Source organism: Acinetobacter sp. CIP 53.82, assembly GCF_000369465.1.
Taxonomy (GTDB): Bacteria; Pseudomonadota; Gammaproteobacteria; order Pseudomonadales; family Moraxellaceae; genus Acinetobacter; species Acinetobacter indicus.
The window spans coordinates 868,530-887,143 of sequence record NZ_KB850045.1 but is presented as its reverse complement, the minus strand read 5'-3'; the positions used below and the strand labels follow the sequence as shown (position 1 = coordinate 887,143).

Sequence of the window (18,614 nt, the reverse complement as noted above, 5' to 3'; positions counted from 1 at the left end):
ATGCTAAACTTAGTAACAGGCGTTCCAGGTGCAAGTAAAACCGCTTATGTAGTGACTGAATTAGATAAAATCGAACGTCAAAATAAAATTAACTTAGAAAAGAACAAGTTAATTCATCAAAATAATCAACAGCTATTTACGAAATATAAAGATGACTTTGCTTACTATGAAATTGAGATAGGTTCAGGTCATGAGTTAAAAAATGAAATTGAGTTTTTACCTGATGATTATTTTAATTTCTTGAATCAAGACTTTGATGATTTAAGACCTGATTATTACTTTCTACGTTCAGTTAGATACAATGAAATTATAGAACGGATTGAAGATCGGGAAGGAGAGCAAGGCTTTAAACGCTTACAACCTGTTCGTACCATTTATAGTAATATTAAGGCCCTTAAAATTGATTATGTTAGAGCTAATATTCATGATTGGCGTGAATGTCCTGATGGTTCAATTATTACTATTGACGAGGTTCAGCTCGTTGACCCATACGCTCAAACTAAAGTAAAAGATGATATGGTTATGGAGCTAACGACCCATCGACATCGTGGTTTTGACTTTTACTTTATTACTCAAGCACCAAGCCTTTTACACCCAACCATAAAAGAATTAATCGGCTGCCATTACCATATTACACGTCCATATGGGCGTACACCCAAAATTTACCGTTTTGGTTCATGTCGTCAATACCCAAATACATTGGTAAATAAATTAAACTGTGAAGCCAAGTTTGATTTTAAACCGCAACAACGCATCTTTAAGCTGTATAAATCGACCACGATTGATACTCATAAACCAAGATACCCAAAAGGGTTGGTAGGTATAGGTTTATTTATTCTTGCTGCATTTTGTTTATTTCTATATTCATGTTCAGGGCCAAGTAAATCATCATTATCACCCTTTAAAAAAGATGAAATTAAAGACGAAAAACAAGTAATTAATCCCAGCTCTACACCATCAATTCAACAAGAAAAACAAGTCACACAAGCTAATCAGCCTATTGATTTACAAAAAGATGAATTAAAAAGAGTTGCTATGGTTATTGAGTCATCAAGTGATTGTTATGCTAAAAATTCTTACGGTGATATTGTTGAAATCACAGAGGAACAATGCCGATTATTGTCTCGAAAAAATACAAGAATTCCTTTGTCTAAACTAAAACGACAACAGGAAGTACAACCAGTCAATGGAAATCATACTGAACCTACCACACCCAATATTAATGAGAATGTTATTTATGGAACATGATTTATATACATTAGAGCAACTTAAGAAAATTTATAAATTGCATAAAGATCAATTTCAATTTCTTGCAGTTCCGACAAGACCTAAGAAATATGATAAATGGTGCATAGGATTTCATTGTCCAGTTGCATCAGGGAATTTAGTTAATTCACAAGATGAGCAAATAAAATTTAACTCATTAGATTTATTATTAAAATATCTTCATTTGAATTTCAAAGTTGCTATGTTTACTGTAGTTGTTGATGTTTAGGGCTGCTTAAACGTATGGAATTGTATAAAAATCAGCAATCTACGATTGCTTTATTTTTAACAATTACAGTGGCTTAAGGAGCAAGCAAGGACTGAATATATTGATTATTCAAAGAAAATAACAGACGCGCTAGGCTGAATATATATGCGATATAGACGTTCAATTGGAGTCATGCGCCAAGATGATTGGCAAGAACTTATTGAAATATTAAATGAATATCTTATTTATGTTCAGCATGATCAAGGTTCAACAAACGATAAAATTAACGAAGTTAAGTTACTAATCCATAAGTTAGAGCATCATATAGATAGACCAGCACAGCAAAGTTATAGCTTTAATCGCTGGTCATAATTTCAATTTCCCGCAACCTATAATATGCGGGAAACGATTGACCAAATCTGCATCATGTACCCAGACATAGAGGTCATAGCCACGCAGACTTGCGTAGGCTTGGACTAATACGCAAGTCGAGTAGCGGTCTGATTTCTGCATAACTTATATTATGTTCATTAGGATACTCAGTAACGTGATGTATAATCGTAGATCATCACGTTACTGAGCTGTGGCAACAAACAGGTTGTGTAGGCCACAGTCTTGAATATTCTATTTAACATAATATACATTATACGAAATCAAGTTTTATCCAAAAAATTATCAGTTCGCGCCCATTCGGGTCGCTCTGATCCTACCGATCTATGTCAAATGGGAGCCTGTAATCAGGGAAAGAAGGTTTTAAAATTTTAATTGCATCAGTTCGGGGCCACTCCGGCCCCTCTAAAATTGCATGAATTATCAAAGACTTTATTTAATGCGTGATTCCTTATATTTCTGAATAGCCTGCGAACGCAGAGCGTTACGTTTATCAAGCGGAACATACATATTTCTAAAGCGATATAAATAACCGTTTTCAGTTTTAATGCGAGATGGATATTTATAATGCAAGAAAATAGCGGTTCTAATAGCCTTAAAAAGTCCAGTACAAATTGAACCGGCTATTATTCCCATTACAAAAATAAAAGTAGACATGGATTGCAATGCAGAAATATCTTGAATAGTAATCATATTAAGCCCTGGATTTTTGCTTGCTGATATTTTGCTAAATCTTCACTGGTGAACTGTTGAGGGTGATTTTGCTGTTGGGGCACTTGCGCCTGCGCTTGAACTTGTTGTTCTTGTTTAAAATAATTGAAAGGTCTATCACCATCATCTATAACACGTTGACAGACTGACGGGTCTACATCAAGCCTAGTGCCTTGTTGCGTGTAAGCGTAGTACTTGCCATTAAATTTTGTACAACCTGAAAAAATAGGTTTTGCGGTTACCTCATAATGTACATTGATTGGTTTAAATGGATCGGCTGGTGAATAGTCAACAACAATATTATCCATGTGGTTTCTAGTTGTTTGTTCTAATTGATCGTGTCTTGCCTGCATAATTTGCGGGTCATACATTTCTTTGCATTGTTCTTCAGTTAGATTCAATTGATCAATACATTTTGAAATATTAACTAATAACTGATTTTCGGCTGAAAAATTGGGGTTAGGTGCATTAGGATTATCTGCAATTTGCTGTACAACCTCCTTATCTCCAGTAGGATTTATATATTTATTAAAAACAGGCGCACCAAGCCAAAAGACAAAAGCCAAAGCACCACCAACTAAACCTAAAGAAGTAATAAGTTTACGAGGAACTTTAAATTTATGGGTATCGACAACGGTTGACTCGTAATAGTCAAAAACTTTTTTGTTAGGTCTATAAATTGTAGTAGTACAACCTTTTTTGATCGTTGCATTGTCGATATTTTCAGGATCAGAACAAACTTGCTGCCATTCCCTTTTATTACTCCACGGCATACCCTGCACACGTTGCATGTGTATGTGTTTTTCTAAAAGCCGTCTAATATGAGTGTGAATAAACATAGGATGTTGAGTGACAACAAAAATGTCTATACCCCGATGGCGGTGTTTTTCAAGTAAGGTTAGCCAGTCTGGTAGCTCCTCTGTTTTTGCGTTTGTTGGTACATCACGTGTAAATTCTTGGACCTCATCAATAATTACTAAAGAACCATCAGGAACAGAAGCCCATTCATTGAAGTGATCCAATACATTTAATTGGTATTTTTCAGCTTGTAAGCCACGAAAATTGCAAAAGTAAACTAATCGCCCTTGTTTCATTTCCTCAAGAGCAACAGACATCAAATAAGCTGATTTATATGAGCCGGGTTTTCCGGTAATAAGTTGAATTGCCATTTTTTATGATCCTGTATTAATACCGAAAGCACGAACTGCAATAGACATAATTTTTATGCTGAAACATGCGGAAGAAGTTGCAAGCAAGATAGAAATAGCATGTGGGAAATCTAGATACTGAATAACCTGGAATGATGTGCCGCCAATAGAAGAAAATTCAGATACTTTATTGGTAATGTCAGAAGTTAAACGATCCAATAAAGGTTGGACTGTATTAATCAGAAAATAATAAACAAGCCCTGCCGTAGCTGCACCAGTAACCAGTTTTGCGACAACAGAAATAATCGAATAGGCAAGAACTAAAAGAGGGATTGGCATTTATATTGTTCTCACTGTAGCGTCAAGCATTCTTAAACAAGTAAGAAGCACAACCAATTGAAAGAGAATTTTAATAAGCGCAAGTAAGCTACACCATTGGGATAATGCAATATTGATAGAGCCAAAAATTGGTAGTTGTATTTCAAAATCTGAAACACAAGCAGAAGAACCAAAAGTGAGCTTATTTGCTAAATTATTTAGTGAAGATTGGGCATTTGCTTCAGCACTGGTATAGCGTGAATCATTAGACGGTTGGCCAATCTGTTCTAATTCTGTTTTTCCTTCATCACTAAAGACATTTTTAATGTCATTAATACCATCACGGATTTCACCTAAAAGCCCATTTGTTTCTGTTAGATCAACACCCTCACCAGTTGATCCATCGTCTGAGCCATCGCCACCGTTACCAGTTTTGTCTAGTATTTGTTGAAGCAAGTTATTTGTTTGATCAGTATTATTTTTTGTGGCAAGCGTATTTGCTTCAATTTGATCTAAATGACCATTTGAAGTATCTATTTTACCTGTGATTTTTTTTGACATTGTATCTATAGATTCAATGGTTTCTTTTGAATAATGATCTATTTTAGAAGCGACATTTTTAATTGCATTGATAACGCCTGACAAATCAGGGCTTACTGGGAGTTCAGGAGAATCGCCACCATCTGATCCGCCATCTGATCCGCCACCGTCAGAACCACCACCATCTGATCCGCCATCTGATCCGCCACCGTCAGAACCACCACCAGAGCCGCCACCAGAGCCGCCACCAGAGCCGCCACCATCAGAGCCACCGTCAGATCCGCCACCGTCAGATCCGCCACCATCAGAGCCACCACCATCAGAGCCACCACCATCAGAGCCACCACCATCAGAGCCACCACCGTCAGATCCGCCATCTGATCCGCCACCATTACTAGGTTTTGTTTTTATACAGATTCGTTCACCGTTGAAAGTACCTGATACATAACCTTCACCGCAGCCCTGGGGAGGACGTTTGCAATAATCAGCACCATTACAGCCCTTTTCAATAGGCGGCTCTTTTTCTTCTGGGCAAACTATAGAACCGTCAAATTGTCGGGTACATTCTTGATTAGGAGGAGTATAACAACCGCCATACGGGTCTTTAGGATCACAAGGAGGATTTAATAATTCTTCTTGGCAATTAGGATCAGGCGTTTTTGAAACTGATTCAAAAATAGCTGTAATACTGCCATTAATGATAGGTTCATTATTTAAAGTTTTTCGATCGGCAACATATTTACACATGGAACCGTCAATAGTTAAACAAATAGAAGCTTTAATTTGACCAGTAACAGGTTGAGTTACAATTTTATAATCAGGATAATAACACTCTAAAACTTGAAAAGGCCTATATAAATCGGTCATGTAGGCGTATGTTTTCTGAGTATCTGTGGCAAAATATGTGTACTGACAAAAGCCATTTTCTTTAACTGTAGTACTTTTATGATTTTTGTTTTTTCCAACATAATTAATAATCTGTTCACAAACATTTTCAGCAGTTGGGCCAACAAAAACCTTAGAAGAATAATAGTTATATTTCCAATACGAAAAAGCAGAAGAAGAAAATAGAAAAAGAAAAGAAAAAATCAAATATTTAAAAAATCTCATAAAAAACCCCAATCCCTTAAATATTTAATTGAAAAAAAGGGCGAGCCGAAGCCCACCCGAAACACTTAACTGAAAAATGCAGCCTTAACCCATTTGAAAACAACAGCAATACCAGCAAGAGCAAGTAAAGCAGTACCAACAGCAGTAATAGCAGCCGTTCCATCAGAGGTTAGAGTTGCAACCGTGTCCGTAACATCAACAGCAGCGTTTACATTTGAAGCAGCCAAAGCACCGCCCAAAGTAGCGCCTAGACCATAAGTGCGAGCGTCTTTTAAGAATGCTTTAAAGCCATTCTTACCAGTGCCATATTTGTTTTTTAAACCTTGTTCAAGTTGTTTTTGATCCATGATAGACCCCTATTAATTAAACCCCATCAAACGGAGTATTATTTTAAAAATGCCATAAACACCCAAAAGAACAATAAACATGATCATAAGAGCGCCTACAGCTTCACTGGAGAGATAAGCAATACAACTTGTCTGATCTTCAGCGTAGAACATACAAATCATTTTGCTTTTCTCATTTTAAAAATGACTACAGGCGCTGCAATGTGGAGCAGTAAACCAACAATAAAGAAGTACCAAACGAGCATCTGTATCATTTATAAAATCCTTTAACCCTTACAAAGGGAAATATGTTTAAAAAGAGTGCCTTGATAAATAATCGTGTAGCAGATCGGGCACTCAACCAAATCAGATTGATGTAGCGTCAATATCGAAATTAAGCGCATGTAACACCGCCTTTGGCTGTTTGCCTGAAAAATCCCACTGGAAAAGCATTTCTGCTTTTGCTGGCAATTCCTGTTGCAGATAATCATTGAAGAATTGAGCGCCTTTAATTTTGTAATCGGTAGATTTCATACCGATAGCACCCTGCTCTTTTTCACGTTCTGAATATTCTTGTAATACTGTTACAACGGTATTAGAAAACTTAATTTCTTTACCTGACTCATCTTTGAAGTCTCCGGCAGATTTGCGGATACCAGTAACTGTCATAACTGGATGTTGGCCTGTCATGTTCTATGCTCCTAAGCTATTTTTAAGGTTTTGAATTGCGATACTGGCGGCTGATACCACTCAGGCAATTGCTGAGATAAGTCAATTTCTACGAGCTTGACAAAAGGGATAATGTTGTTAGCTTTTTCAGTGTGGAGATTCTGAAGATAAGCCTTTGAGAAACCACACAACATCAAATCAGATAAAAGACGGTGGAAAGATGCCTTTGAATAGTTTGCTTTGATTTCTTCGATACCTTTTTCACGTACTAGACAATACAAAGCGAAAAGATTACGTACTTTGACATGCGATGGCTTGCCATTAGCACGTTTTACAATTTCTGATTTTTCAATTGCTTCTAAAACAGTTTTATCGTCAGTAACTTTCATAGTTTGACCTCTTAATGCTTCAAATATCTTTGACGTGGCTTTGGTCCATAACTGCTGGAGAATCTCAGGGTTTTGCTTTTGGAATCTGATTAATTCAAATAAATTAGTAGGGATATTATTCCGCTCTAACCAACGTTTTTTTAATCTAGATTCAAACCGCAATAAACCAACAGTCCAGTTAATCAGCCTTTGATCTGACATAACATCTACAACACGTTGAGCAGCTTTATCATTTTTTAAAGCGAGCTGTTTTTGTTCTTCAAATTGCTTTAAAAATTCCTCATGTTTTAAATAACACTTGTGGTTTACAAGTCTGGAAGTTTGTCCGCCCCAGTAAACGGAAGTGTCAAATTTTTTCTTAGAAAGCCGAGTCTGGCCATTAGAAACATTGGATAAAAAATCCAAAACTTTATGAGCGGTGTTTTGATCTTTGACACGGGCAGAATATGTAACGTCAATATGTGAAACCCATGCTTGTGACCAATCAAGCATTCTAGAAAGAACTGGATAAGCTTCATACAAAAAGCCGATCATTTCTAAAGCACCCTGCTCTATATCATCAGTACCAAACACATTATGGCCCTGCAATAATTTCGCAGGCGAAGCCTTAATTTGGACGTAAGGCGCATATGAAGAATCAAAAAATACTTTCATAGCCATCCCCGTATAATGTGTTGGGACCGATTCAAACGGATGAAATAAAGCATTCGCTTTTATGTCACCATCTTCATCTTTATGTACTGAACGCGATGCAAGCGGAATCTCAATACTATGTAAATCAACATCAATAAAAAAATACTCACCAGCCTCATTCAATCCATAGAATGAGCTTTCAAACGGAGCATTGATGCAAAGATGATCTAACATAATACTTGTATACATGTTTCTTATTGATGCTGAAATTAACATATTTATATGTTTCTTGTAAAGCATGTATACATGTTTATATAAAATGTTGAAAATTGGCTCTCATTGAAAAGGAACAATCATGGCAGAGATGTTAAGGCTGAATGCTAAAGAGAAAGAGCTTTTGAGAAACAAAGCAGTTGAATTAAACAAAAAATTAATTGCTAAAAAATGTGAGCCAATAAAAGACACAGAATTAGCCCATATTGTGTTAGAACAAGCTATAGCATTAGCCGAAGTGTCAGAAAGCGGGAAAGTTATTATTCTTAAATAGTCTCAAATTTAAGACTAGAGTCCACCATTAGAAGACGTGGACTCCTTCAAGTAGTAGTCGCGGCGGAACAAGTTCCTGCCTGCGCCTACTACTACCTACTACTTACTGGGGACAAAAAATGGAAGAAGCAGCAATACAATTAAATAATATGAGTGCTGAAATAGAATCAATGATTTTTAGAATGATTTTAATGAAGGGAATTACAGCAATCATATTAATAACTGTAGTTGTATATGTAGTATACAAGCTAATTAAATACTATGAAAACAAAGACATAGAAGTTAAATTTAGTTATAAAGAGAAAAATAAAAACAATGAAAGAAAAGAACCAAAACTATAAAAAACGATTTCGTATAATGCAGATTGATGTTAAATGCCCTTCTATGCCCTCTGCGATCTTAGCAACATTGACAAATAAAAAGCCCACTGGAGAATTTACCAATGGGCTTTTTATTTGTAGCAATGTGAAGTGCAAATAACATAATCCTGCACACATTATACGAAATATAGCATATTAAATAAAAGCCATCCTGTAGATGGCTCTTATTCCTTTAATGACCACTTAAATCACTTCAAACTCAATACGACGGTTCTTTTTACGACCCTCAGCTGTTGAGTTGTCTGCCACAGGTTTGTTGGCGCCTAAACCTTCCACACTCAAACTATCTGCAGGAATATTTTTGCCAATCAAATAATCTTTTACCGCCTGTGCACGCTCTTTACTTAAGATCAGGTTTTTATTGGCATCACCAGAGCTATCAGTATGGCCAATAATTTTCACCTGCTTGCCACCAACCTTATTTAAGGCAATCGCCATCTCATCAAGAATTTTTGTCCCAGATGCGGCTAAAACCGCACTGCCAGATTCAAATTCAATAATCCGGTTTTTCAAGGCATCATCAATAATTTTCTGTTCGGCCTGATTTACAGATAACTGTGCATTAAAACGATATGGCGCCTGTACCAAGCCCTGAAAAGCATTTGTGGTTGGCTGGATATCATTTTGATTGGACATTTTTCCATTTAAATCAATTTGCGTACCGCGTACCGACAATTGACCCTGCTTCACTTTTTTTAGGTCTGGCGTGATCATTCGTGTGACCGATTCGCTCCAGCCATTTGGTGCAGCAACCGATTTAACCTGAATTTTATCAATGACTTGGTCCACACCATACACACTGTGCATTTTAGTCAGGATGGCCTGTTTGCTGGCTTCATTCGGGACCACGCCTTCAACTACAATCGGCTGTGCACATACCCAGCTACTAACACTGAACAAGAGTACAGACAGCCATTGATTTTTATATGTATTTAATTGATTTTTAATCATTTTATCCATCTATAAAAGTCTGTCTAAAGAGTTTGATTCCCTGGCTTAAGCTAAGCTGGCGTTCACATAAAGCCTGTTCCAACGCCGCCAAACCTGCATTTTGCTCCAGATACGGATCAATCCAGCTGGCATTGACCAACGATACCCAATGCGAACTGTCCAGGTTTTGGGTGAAAATTTCGCTTAAAGCCTGAATATCTGCGCCATGAAAGCCAAAAATCAGTAAGGGTTTATCATAATGCAGTAAACCGACCAGCAATTCTGTGTTCTGATTGGCGACAAAACGGCTAATCAGGCTGACCCAAAACGCTGCAATTTCATAGCAATAGGCATGATTATTAATCGGTAAAATCAGCACTTTATTTAATTTACTGGTGCCTTGATGGATCACCGGTTGCAGCAATAATCCCAGTCCAATCATGCTTTGTGCCAGCTCATAGGTGCTGATTTTCATCAACTGAGCAAAAGAATGCGTCGTATGATGTTCATAAAACGCCGCACTTTCATGCACATCAAATACCTGAATCTGGTTATTCAATTTGGCCAGCTTGTCCAGCAAAATCTCAGGATCACGAATCGACTTGAGTACCCGGTTTTTCTGAAACAGATCAATCAGGGTCTGTTTATAGCGATAAGGCGCATACAGCAAATGCTCCAGGGGGACATCTACATCTAGCAGATGGCTCAGCACCATCGGAAACTGTCGCCCCGAACTGTCTTCGCTGGCAATTAAGTTGGCCACCAGAAATTTATATTCCTGCGGATTGGCAATGAAAAAATCTAGCGATGGCAGCTGCGTATAGCGATTTTGAAACTCTGGAGACTGCATCGCTTTTTCCAGCGCCTCAGTAATCCACTGATCCAGCACCTGAATCAGTGAAGACTGACCTTTGGTTTTCAAAAAATCGCCTCGAGCCGGACATTTACCATAATAAAATGGCAGGGTTTTCAGCTCATTCATCCCTGCTCTCCCACTCGCCTGTTCTGGCTGATCATGGCTGTACTCCTTCAATTCCTTTTAAAGGCGATGTGCTATTGGTGCGTGCAGTGGCAGGTGTCGGTGCTGTTTGCGCAGCCACGACACGTACCGATTTATTGGTAACCACCTGATCAACCAGCTGTAAACCCGCATAGCCACGGCTTGAGCCAATATTACCCGAGTTGCCGCTAATCAGTCGGAAGTTCAGTTTCACCGCAATATTCGGGTCCTGCTTGCTTTTCCAGACCATTTCAAAGCTGCCGCCTTGCTGGGTACGCTGAGCCGTGTCAATCAGACGGTTAATGCCGTACTCACCCGGTTCATCAAAGACGGTATGGGTTTTACCTTCTAAATCCACCGCTGTAATACGCGCACCCGGAATCGCACCCGGATTTGGCCAGACGAAATTCACCCATTGCTGAATGCCATTTTCATAAACCATACGCTGCCCATCAATATCAATGGTATAGGCCAGTAATTGCGGATTCTGTAATGGATAGAACTGGAAGTTGGACTGATTCACCGGTGCTTGCGCCGCGGTTTGAGACAATTCACCTGTCGCCATGCCATTGCTAGGCGCGACATAGCTCTGGAAATTCATCACAAATTGCGGGTTCAGGCTGATACCTAAATCTTTCCAGGTTTTTGAGGTTAAGGTATAGCCACGACGGATCACCAGCGGATCTAAATGCTCTTTCACAAAACGGGCGATACTGCCATTTTCACCCAAAATCTGGCTAATTTCATTGCTGGTCGCTTGTAAGGTCGCAGAGGAATTAAATGGATATTTTTTGCTTAAATTGGCGCTAAATGGCTGATAAGCCTGCATGGTCCAGAGTTTATTGATCTCATCCTGCGCCGGAATTAACAGGCTTTCAAATGAATGCGTTAATGGACTGATCAACAGTTTTTGTAATAGCTGCTGGTCACGTTCATTTAAGCCCACCGTCATCTTCTCATCGACCAGTTTCTGGGTACTGTTAAACACCGAACTTTGATCATTGATGGTCTGTTTCACCAAGGTCATGGCCGATGGACCAATATCGCCCGCACTTTTCAGGTCATTGAACTTGCTGCGCACCTGAGCAATCGCTTGCATATACTCATCCAGTAAAGACTTGTTCTGCTGGTCATCACGCTTACGTACCAGCTGATAGAACATCTGGAATTCTTTGGAAATTGGTCCTTGTGCTCTGGCTACGGCCTGTTCCGCCATTTTCGCTTCATCGCGGTTCAACACTTTACGTTTAAACCAGGCAATAAAACCTTTTTGCGGTGCGGCTAGTTCTGCCTGAACCACCGGATTATCCCACAAGGTTTCCTGTGCAATCCGGGTAATCATCTGACGGATTGGTGAATTTTCCGGTTCACCCAGTTTTTCAATATTCTGCGCAGACTGTTTAAATTCCTTGCCTTTGGCATAGTGCACACCAGCCAGGAATTTACGCCATTCTGCAATATATTCCTGCTTGTACAGATCGGTCAGCTGTTTACGGATCTGATCGGGGCTGCCACTAAAGGTCAGGTCATCGGACTGGGTACTGTTTAACACCCAGTCTTTAGAATCTGTTGGCCGGTTGGAGACTTCATCAATGGCGGTTTCGACATATTCTGCCCAGGCTTTCTGGGTAAATACACCCGGTAAGGCATAACTGCCCAGCACCACCGCCTGATTATTCTCACCGACCATCTGTTTGACGGTTAAGGCCGGGAAACGTACCGCTGCACGCATTTTAATTTCGTTATAGACCCGATCACGTGCCGGCATACCACGCACCACAGACAATAACACCTGACGTGACTGATCAACCACCAAGGTATCCGCTTCCAGATTCGGGAATTTGGCATCATTGGCCAGGGTCATGGCATAAGATAAAATCTGCTCGGCATCTTTCAGCATTTGGCCGCGCGCCAAATTCCCCCGGTTGGCATCTAACCACGGACGCCAGAAACGCGTGACCTGATCACTTAAATGACCAGCTTCACGATATTCCGGATTGCTCATCATCAAGTAGGCTTTCAGTGCATTGTACGCATCTTGCGGATTACTGTCCGATGGCTCCAGATATTTCTGCTGATTGGCCACCTGCTTGATTTCCACATTGGCATGATTGGCCTTCAGGGTTTCTTCATTGGCTTTTACCCGTTGCAGATACTGTGCCATGTTTTGCTGTGCCGGCTGCAGCACAATCTGCTGCACGCCTTGCAAATATTCAGTCTTCAGCTTTTCACGCAGCTCATTGCCCTGGTATAAACCAAAGCCAAATTTTAATGGACGATCTTCAGCAAAACTGTCCAGCTGTGACATACGGTTTTGCAGAATCAGCAAGGCTTCAAGCTGTCCGGCCAGTTCGGTGCCAGAGCGCTGCTCAATCTGCACCACTTTATTCAGGTCTTGCTGCACTTCGGCAATTAACTGCTGGTTATTGCGATACGACCAGACCCACAGTCCCAGAATAATCGACACACCAAACAATGCGGCAATAAAGCCAACATAACGCTGGCGTTTACGCAGTGGATTAATATGCTGTTTGACCAGATTCTTGTCTTTCAGAATCACATCGGAAAACAGCCCTTTCAGGAAGTAACCATGGTTTTGTGAAACCGAACGGGTCGGCACACCATGTTCACTGTTGGGAATCTTGGTCAGTAAAAAGTCCTGTGCAATCTGCTCGGTCATCGGGCTTTCAATGGTGCCTTCCTGTAAGGCACTGGTGAAATAGAAGCCACGGAATACCGGTTTAAACTGGTACGGATTATCTTCAAACAAGGTACCAATAAAGGTTTTCAGCGCTGGCTTTAAGCTCTTGAACTCCAGCGGGAAAGTCATGACACTTGGAGAAATATTCTGTGAATGGCGGCGGCTTAAATGGGTAGTACTTACGCCTTTTAAACCGTCATATAAAATGCCGTAATGCTTTTCAAACAGCTCGACCGCATTTTGAGAAGATTCCGCATCATAGGGCAAGGTTGCACCCCAGACCTGATCAAACTCATTCACTTCATAACATTCAAAGAATTCGGTAAAGCCGGCAATCAGGTCCATTTTAGAAAACACCAGATACACCGGAGGATAAATTTCCAGACGCTCGGTTAAATCCTGAATCCGGGCACGTAAATTCTTGGCCAGTTTAATTGATTTTTCCGGACTCTGGCTGACCAGCTCGGCAATGCTGACAATTACAATCAGGCCATTAATTGGCGCTTGAGAACGGTTTTTCTTTAATAAACCTAAAAAACCGAGCCATTCAGAATGATCTTCGGAATAGACCGAATAACGCCCGGCTGTATCCAGCAATACCCCTTCGGTGGAAAAGAACCAGTCACAGTTACGGGTACCGCTTAAACCGGCAGACACCATTTTCTGATGACTTTCTTCAAAGGGAAATTTCAGACCGGAGTTATAAATCGCCGAACTTTTTCCGGCGGCCGGGTTACCAATCACCATATACCACGGCAATTCATATAAGGCCGCATTGCCCTTTTTATCACCCAGTTTAGACTTGCGGATCAGCTGAATCGATTCTTTCATTTGTTGTTGAATCAGCTGTAATTCTTCTTTATCTTTCTGCTTGCCGTATTCAGCTTCGGTGTCTTTACTGATGGCTTCGGCCAGCTCTTCGCCCTGCTTTTCATGACGATAACGCTGGATCAAGGCATAAATCCCGTATCCGACCACACCCAGAATATACACTGCCATCAGCGCCCAGAATAGATTGCGCGGAATGGTGTTATAAGATGCTATGAGTGCCACAAAAATAGACAGTGCAATAATCGCTTTCGGATTAGTCACATACTGCCAGACATAGCCTAAAATGGTATAAAACATACTGTTCTCGTTGTTCTAAAATTCGCGCGATACTGCAACATCAGCCCTGTGGGGTTTCATGGGAAACCGGCATAAAAAGTACGTGGGTGGCCGGATGTTCGGTACTGTAAATCATGGAAATAATTCCCTCTGGAAGATGCATGCCCAACATGAAAGAAAACACTTTCGATAAGTGTTGGGTATGACCAATACTTTGTTTTGTATATAAAAAATGATGAGTTTCGATTTGAGACTCAGCAAAACTCTGTTCAATCTGCTTCACGACTTTAATCTGGGTCGGATCATCCGGCATCAGCACAAAAGGCTGTTCCTGATCGAATTGCGCCAGTTCTGTCATCTGATGCTGCTGCAGGTAATGGGCAATATTTTTTTCATTCAACACCAGCTGCAGCATTTTGAATGGTTCTAACTGGTTAATCTGCACCGCGGTGGAGGCCACAATACAGCTAGAGACAAATTCAGCCGGTAAATAATGGTCGGTCAGCCAGGTTTTTTCATCAATCACGTCCTGATCAATTTCAGAATCGACCAGCACAATTAGTGATACGTCTTCGGTTTGTGCTGCGGTCTGTTCCAGCAATTCAAACCAGTCCTGATAGGCATTTTTACTGCCCCAGTAATGATGCTCGATATGAATCTGCTCCGGAATCACCTGAAAATCCTGGATAAACTCCATGATCATCTGCTGGCTGTCCATTTCATTCCACAAATGCAGCAAATCTTCTGCCAGCACCACATGAATATTGATCCGGTTTAAACGTGCAACGGGTTGTACCGGCTCAGGTTCAAGGCTTTCATCTTCCTGATGGTTGGGATCACTCCAGCCCGGATGCATACGGTACTGATAGGCCAGCTCGCTGTCATAAAACAGTGCCGACAGTTTTAAATGTTCGGCAATTTGCATCAGTACATCGCTGTGCTGAACCAGCTGCTGCTGCACCAACCGGCGCATGCGTAAACTGCGCTGGCTGTCGACGCTATATTCATCTGCATCATCATCCAGCTCAATTTCATCATCCAGGTCTTTAATGCGATAGGACAAAATTGGCAAGCCATAGGCATTTAACAGCTGATGATCCAGCTCCGGACTGGTGAAATTTTTTAATTCTTCGACAATCTGTTCATTTTCACCAAAAGCATGCTGGCTATAACCACTGTACAGGTTCAGCGCCACCGTTCTGACCGGCTCCGCTTTTTCTTCAGGAGTCTGTTGCTGGGCAAGTGCTGCCTGCTCCTGCTGCTTTTGTTCTTCCTGCCGTTTTTTATAACGCTGGACTGCGCTATAAATAATGAAAGGCGACGTCAGCAGCAGCGTAATCGCCAAAGGCAAAAACACAAAAAATGCCAGCATATCTGCCGTATCAGGATCATGCTGAATATCGCGCCAGTAAAAGATAATGGCGGTGCTGACCAGAATAAAAATACTGACAAAAGTGCCCATGACCCACTTGATCATCTTTGATCCCCCAACAGCGGATAACAGCTATCACGATTATCTGCCCATGCCTGCGGCATTAAAAAAGCCCCTTGCCCTAGCCCAGCGCGATGACAGGAGTTCAGACATAAAGGCTGGATATCTTCTTTGCTCAGCACCAAACGCAAGTCAACCATTAGGGTCGGACTGCACCAGGTCTGTAAGAGTTTTTTCAGTTTAATACTGGCTGGCTGTCCCGGTAAAAATTCCTGATATTGCTGCTGGTTTAAAGGCCCGACTTCAATTTCAATTTTGCCATCAATCTGGCGGATGGTTTCCCCACAAAAGGTATTTACTCCAAGCAAGGCCGGATTGCTGCCACCTAAACAGGTTTTATGCGCATCATCCAGTTTGAATTTTTCTTCAATAAATTCATGCACAGTAAAATCGGTTTTAAAAATACAGTTCAGCACGGTTTTTAAGGCATGTGCAGTATTGTTCTGACCCTGCATCAGGCCTGAAAATTCTGCAAAATAATGATCCACCTCATCCTGTTCATGTTGTGAACGGATGTAACCATTGAGCGCATGCAGAATATCCAGATAATGATTGTCGTGTTCGACCTCATAACGTACCGGCAAGTTATAAGCCAGGCTGGCTTCAATATATTGGCCGGTCAGTTTGTTATTAAACAAACTGAGGAACTGCACGGTTTCTTCACGCTGGATACGTGGACTCTGGCGGACGCGCTGGGTATAGGTATACGGTAAGGCCCCCTGAATGCCGGTGAGTCCCACCATTAAATTGGTCAGCTGAATCTGATCATCTTCAACCGCCAATGTTTCAATTTCTGCCGCCGGAAAATTCAGATTGAGCGAGGTCTGAAACTGAAAGCCCTTTTTCCAGTCGGCCTGTGCGGCCTGTTCAGGTGCATGACGCAGCAGCCGCGTGGCCTGAATAAACTCATATGCCGTCGGCTGTTCAACCAGATCTGCAATTACAGAAGTTTCTTGCCACCAACGTTCTGCACGCATTGGTATAACTCCTGTAAGCTGTTGGCATCGCGCACCACCACATCCACAAAGCTGTTCATCTGAACTTTTAAGTTAAAGATATGGCTGAGCAAGGTACTGAAAATATAAAGGCTATGGCCACGAAATACCTGTGGATCAATATCCAGATGCACTTTCAGACCACGCACAAATAAAGGAAAGGGTTTAGCTTCGACCATTTTCTGGGTTAACGAAAACTCGACCGCTTTAATTGAGTCAATAATTAAATGATTTTCTTTAGATTTTGGTAGGTTATAAAGTTCAAGCAGCTCTTTGATATGACTGATCGCATCGCCTTTCATCAAAGACAAGGTATTTAAGGATAAATGCGAGATCACCCGCCATTGTTCCATTTTATTCTGCTCAAAATAATACGGCTTATTCGGACGCTTCAGTACCAGAGCGCGCCGTGCCAGACTGCTGTCATTCAGATTTAAAATATTATTGGCTTGGCTTAAAGCCTCATGTGGCAAGTCACGGTTTGAGCAAAGCAGTTTGGCGCTGATAAAATCCGACTTGGTGTGCTGCGGTTGTAATTGCTTTGACAATACACTGTAGCCCGTTTCCACAAAACGGTTATGCAGCTGCTTGGCATTTAGGGCGTAATAAAACTGAATATCTTCATGCCGATAATGACTCATGGCAAAAAATGGATAAACCGGAAAAACTACCTGATCCTGATTGGTTTTTTCCCGGATCATGTTCATTTCCTGAATGCTGTACATCTGATAAAACTCAGGATGATGCGCATCGGTCACCAGTGGATATTCCAGCTGCTTGTGGTCAATTTTTTGCGGTTCGGCCTGCTTCTCAAACAGGTTCACCACCGGTGTGGCAAATAATTTAAAGTTGGCCACGTTCAGTTCGGAATAATTGCGAATCACCATCTGATCATTCAGGTTCAGTTTCAGATGAATCAGCAATTCAAACTGGCTCTGATCTTCAAGATAACACAGAAAATCCAGATTCAGACTCAGGAAATTAAACTTTTCCGGAAAGCAGAAATATTCCAGCAATAACCGGTAGGCATGATGGGTATGCTCATCTAGCGGCAGTACACTCTCCTGCTCATGCATGCCCATCAGCTGAAACGGATTAGCAATCTGAATTTGGCGCTGGCCAATTTTTAATGAAAATCCGGTACTGGGACTGAAAATACCATCGAGTACCTGAAGCGGAAAATTGGAAATTGCATCCAGATAAATTGGCAACTGCTGTTGTTGCAGCAATGCGTGTGCCTGATTAAAAATTTCAAAACCCAGACTTAAGGTTGCGTTCTGGTTCAAGTGCATATGCGCACTCGGATTGCTCTTGAATTCCAGCTTGTTGAGCTGAATTGGCAATAAATTCACGCTGTGTGTGCTGGAAAACTCACACTGCACACCTTTGAAACTTCTGGATTTTAACGCCGTGCCTTTGGGAATTGTATGTGCTTCGGTCAGCTGTTTAATTTTATTGAGATCTTCAAAGCTGACCACAGAACAGGCCGGAAATGGCTTTAAATACTGTGGAAACATGACCTCAAACAAGGCACGGGTAAAAATGTCGTAGCTGTCTGCCAGTTTTTTATCAATACGCGCGGCAATTAGCGAAAATGCCTGAATTAAACGCTCGATATGCGGGTCATCAATCTGTTCCTGATTTAAAGACAGACGCTGGGCGATTTTAGGATATTTTTGGGAAAATTCACGAGATTGCTGGCCGAATTCTTGCAGCTGTTTTTCGTAATAAGGTAACAAGTCTTCAATCACAGAA

18 protein-coding genes are annotated in these 18,614 nt (G+C 40.9%); 5 read left to right on the top strand and 13 right to left on the bottom strand.

Annotated features, from left to right (window positions below; translation table 11 throughout):
- From F905_RS04785 to F905_RS04775, 3 genes are all read left to right on the top strand, one after another.
- The gene (locus F905_RS04785) at window positions 1–1,248 is read left to right on the top strand and encodes a zonular occludens toxin domain-containing protein (protein WP_005177854.1); all 1,248 of its coding nucleotides are present in this window, start codon (window positions 1–3) and stop codon (window positions 1,246–1,248) included.
- Window positions 1,238–1,495: a hypothetical protein gene (locus tag F905_RS04780; RefSeq protein ID WP_005177851.1), complete on the top strand. Its 258-nt coding sequence runs from the start codon at window positions 1,238–1,240 to the stop codon at window positions 1,493–1,495. Before F905_RS04785 ends, F905_RS04780 begins: the two co-directional genes overlap by 11 nt.
- Window positions 1,496–1,666: 171 nt before the next feature.
- Window positions 1,667–1,846 (top strand): hypothetical protein, encoded by a 180-nt coding sequence (locus tag F905_RS04775; protein ID WP_228127887.1) that lies wholly within the window; start codon window positions 1,667–1,669, stop codon window positions 1,844–1,846.
- 450 nt (window positions 1,847–2,296) lie between these two features.
- On the opposite strand, the gene F905_RS04770 is transcribed toward F905_RS04775, so the two are convergent.
- The 7 genes from F905_RS04770 to F905_RS04740 form a co-directional block, all read right to left on the bottom strand.
- Entirely contained in the window at window positions 2,297–2,557 is a 261-nt protein-coding gene (locus tag F905_RS04770) for a hypothetical protein (RefSeq protein WP_005177846.1), read from the bottom strand.
- The gene (locus F905_RS04765) at window positions 2,554–3,744 is read right to left on the bottom strand and encodes a zonular occludens toxin domain-containing protein (RefSeq protein ID WP_005177844.1); all 1,191 of its coding nucleotides are present in this window, start codon (window positions 3,742–3,744) and stop codon (window positions 2,554–2,556) included. Before F905_RS04765 ends, F905_RS04770 begins: the two co-directional genes overlap by 4 nt.
- Before the next feature lie 3 nt (window positions 3,745–3,747).
- Window positions 3,748–4,062, bottom strand: a complete 315-nt coding sequence (locus F905_RS15125) for a DUF2523 family protein (RefSeq protein ID WP_005177842.1) — start codon at window positions 4,060–4,062, stop codon at window positions 3,748–3,750.
- Window positions 4,063–5,691, bottom strand: a complete 1,629-nt coding sequence (locus F905_RS15585; RefSeq protein WP_005177839.1) for a hypothetical protein — start codon at window positions 5,689–5,691, stop codon at window positions 4,063–4,065. It abuts the gene before it with no gap.
- Window positions 5,692–5,756: 65 nt separating this feature from the next.
- Window positions 5,757–6,038: a major capsid protein gene (locus tag F905_RS04750; protein WP_005177836.1), complete on the bottom strand. Its 282-nt coding sequence runs from the start codon at window positions 6,036–6,038 to the stop codon at window positions 5,757–5,759.
- A gap of 345 nt (window positions 6,039–6,383) precedes the next feature.
- Window positions 6,384–6,707, bottom strand: coding sequence for a hypothetical protein (locus tag F905_RS04745; protein ID WP_005177831.1), 324 nt, complete (start codon window positions 6,705–6,707; stop codon window positions 6,384–6,386).
- An 11-nt stretch (window positions 6,708–6,718) separates the two neighbouring features.
- Complete coding sequence (locus F905_RS04740) at window positions 6,719–7,942, bottom strand: phage/plasmid replication protein, II/X family (RefSeq protein ID WP_034597672.1); 1,224 nt, start codon at window positions 7,940–7,942, stop codon at window positions 6,719–6,721.
- 121 nt (window positions 7,943–8,063) lie between these two features.
- Between F905_RS04740 and F905_RS04735 the strand changes: the two genes are divergently transcribed.
- Both F905_RS04735 and F905_RS04730 read left to right on the top strand, forming a co-directional pair.
- The gene (locus F905_RS04735; RefSeq protein ID WP_005177829.1) at window positions 8,064–8,255 is read left to right on the top strand and encodes a hypothetical protein; all 192 of its coding nucleotides are present in this window, start codon (window positions 8,064–8,066) and stop codon (window positions 8,253–8,255) included.
- A 118-nt stretch (window positions 8,256–8,373) separates the two neighbouring features.
- A complete protein-coding gene (locus F905_RS04730; protein ID WP_005177828.1) occupies window positions 8,374–8,595 on the top strand; it encodes a hypothetical protein in 222 nt (73 codons plus the stop codon).
- Window positions 8,596–8,817: 222 nt separating this feature from the next.
- Here the strand turns inward: F905_RS04730 and F905_RS04725 are convergent, their stop codons facing one another.
- From F905_RS04725 to tssF, 6 genes are read right to left on the bottom strand one after another with little or no spacing between them, the layout of a single operon-like run.
- The gene (locus F905_RS04725; RefSeq protein WP_005177826.1) at window positions 8,818–9,585 is read right to left on the bottom strand and encodes an OmpA family protein; all 768 of its coding nucleotides are present in this window, start codon (window positions 9,583–9,585) and stop codon (window positions 8,818–8,820) included.
- A gap of 1 nt (window position 9,586) precedes the next feature.
- Window positions 9,587–10,546 (bottom strand): type VI secretion system-associated protein TagF, encoded by a 960-nt coding sequence (gene tagF / locus F905_RS04720; RefSeq protein WP_005177824.1) that lies wholly within the window; start codon window positions 10,544–10,546, stop codon window positions 9,587–9,589.
- A 31-nt stretch (window positions 10,547–10,577) separates the two neighbouring features.
- A complete protein-coding gene (gene tssM, locus F905_RS04715) occupies window positions 10,578–14,393 on the bottom strand; it encodes a type VI secretion system membrane subunit TssM (RefSeq protein WP_005177822.1) in 3,816 nt (1,271 codons plus the stop codon).
- A gap of 40 nt (window positions 14,394–14,433) precedes the next feature.
- Window positions 14,434–15,849, bottom strand: a complete 1,416-nt coding sequence (locus F905_RS04710; protein WP_005177820.1) for a hypothetical protein — start codon at window positions 15,847–15,849, stop codon at window positions 14,434–14,436.
- Complete coding sequence (gene tssG, locus F905_RS04705; RefSeq protein WP_005177817.1) at window positions 15,846–16,841, bottom strand: type VI secretion system baseplate subunit TssG; 996 nt, start codon at window positions 16,839–16,841, stop codon at window positions 15,846–15,848. Before tssG ends, F905_RS04710 begins: the two co-directional genes overlap by 4 nt.
- Window positions 16,805–18,610, bottom strand: a complete 1,806-nt coding sequence (gene tssF, locus F905_RS04700; RefSeq protein ID WP_005177813.1) for a type VI secretion system baseplate subunit TssF — start codon at window positions 18,608–18,610, stop codon at window positions 16,805–16,807. Before tssF ends, tssG begins: the two co-directional genes overlap by 37 nt.
- Between the last annotated feature and the right edge of the window lie 4 nt (window positions 18,611–18,614).

Coding starts and splice junctions, on each gene's coding strand:
- F905_RS04735 (WP_005177829.1), top strand. CDS start 8,064: ATGGCAGAGATGTTAAGGCTGAATGCTAAAGAGAAAGAGCTTTTGAGA.
- F905_RS04750 (WP_005177836.1), bottom strand. CDS start 6,038: ATGGATCAAAAACAACTTGAACAAGGTTTAAAAAACAAATATGGCACT.
- F905_RS04780 (WP_005177851.1), top strand. CDS start 1,238: ATGGAACATGATTTATATACATTAGAGCAACTTAAGAAAATTTATAAA.
- F905_RS04710 (WP_005177820.1), bottom strand. CDS start 15,849: ATGATCAAGTGGGTCATGGGCACTTTTGTCAGTATTTTTATTCTGGTC.
- F905_RS15125 (WP_005177842.1), bottom strand. CDS start 4,062: ATGCCAATCCCTCTTTTAGTTCTTGCCTATTCGATTATTTCTGTTGTC.
- F905_RS04725 (WP_005177826.1), bottom strand. CDS start 9,585: ATGATTAAAAATCAATTAAATACATATAAAAATCAATGGCTGTCTGTA.
- F905_RS04785 (WP_005177854.1), top strand. CDS start 1: ATGCTAAACTTAGTAACAGGCGTTCCAGGTGCAAGTAAAACCGCTTAT.
- F905_RS04765 (WP_005177844.1), bottom strand. CDS start 3,744: ATGGCAATTCAACTTATTACCGGAAAACCCGGCTCATATAAATCAGCT.
- tssM (WP_005177822.1), bottom strand. CDS start 14,393: ATGTTTTATACCATTTTAGGCTATGTCTGGCAGTATGTGACTAATCCG.
- F905_RS15585 (WP_005177839.1), bottom strand. CDS start 5,691: ATGAGATTTTTTAAATATTTGATTTTTTCTTTTCTTTTTCTATTTTCT.
- tssG (WP_005177817.1), bottom strand. CDS start 16,841: ATGCGTGCAGAACGTTGGTGGCAAGAAACTTCTGTAATTGCAGATCTG.
- F905_RS04770 (WP_005177846.1), bottom strand. CDS start 2,557: ATGATTACTATTCAAGATATTTCTGCATTGCAATCCATGTCTACTTTT.
- F905_RS04740 (WP_034597672.1), bottom strand. CDS start 7,942: ATGTTAGATCATCTTTGCATCAATGCTCCGTTTGAAAGCTCATTCTAT.
- F905_RS04745 (WP_005177831.1), bottom strand. CDS start 6,707: ATGACAGGCCAACATCCAGTTATGACAGTTACTGGTATCCGCAAATCT.
- F905_RS04775 (WP_228127887.1), top strand. CDS start 1,667: ATGCGCCAAGATGATTGGCAAGAACTTATTGAAATATTAAATGAATAT.
- tagF (WP_005177824.1), bottom strand. CDS start 10,546: ATGAATGAGCTGAAAACCCTGCCATTTTATTATGGTAAATGTCCGGCT.
- F905_RS04730 (WP_005177828.1), top strand. CDS start 8,374: ATGGAAGAAGCAGCAATACAATTAAATAATATGAGTGCTGAAATAGAA.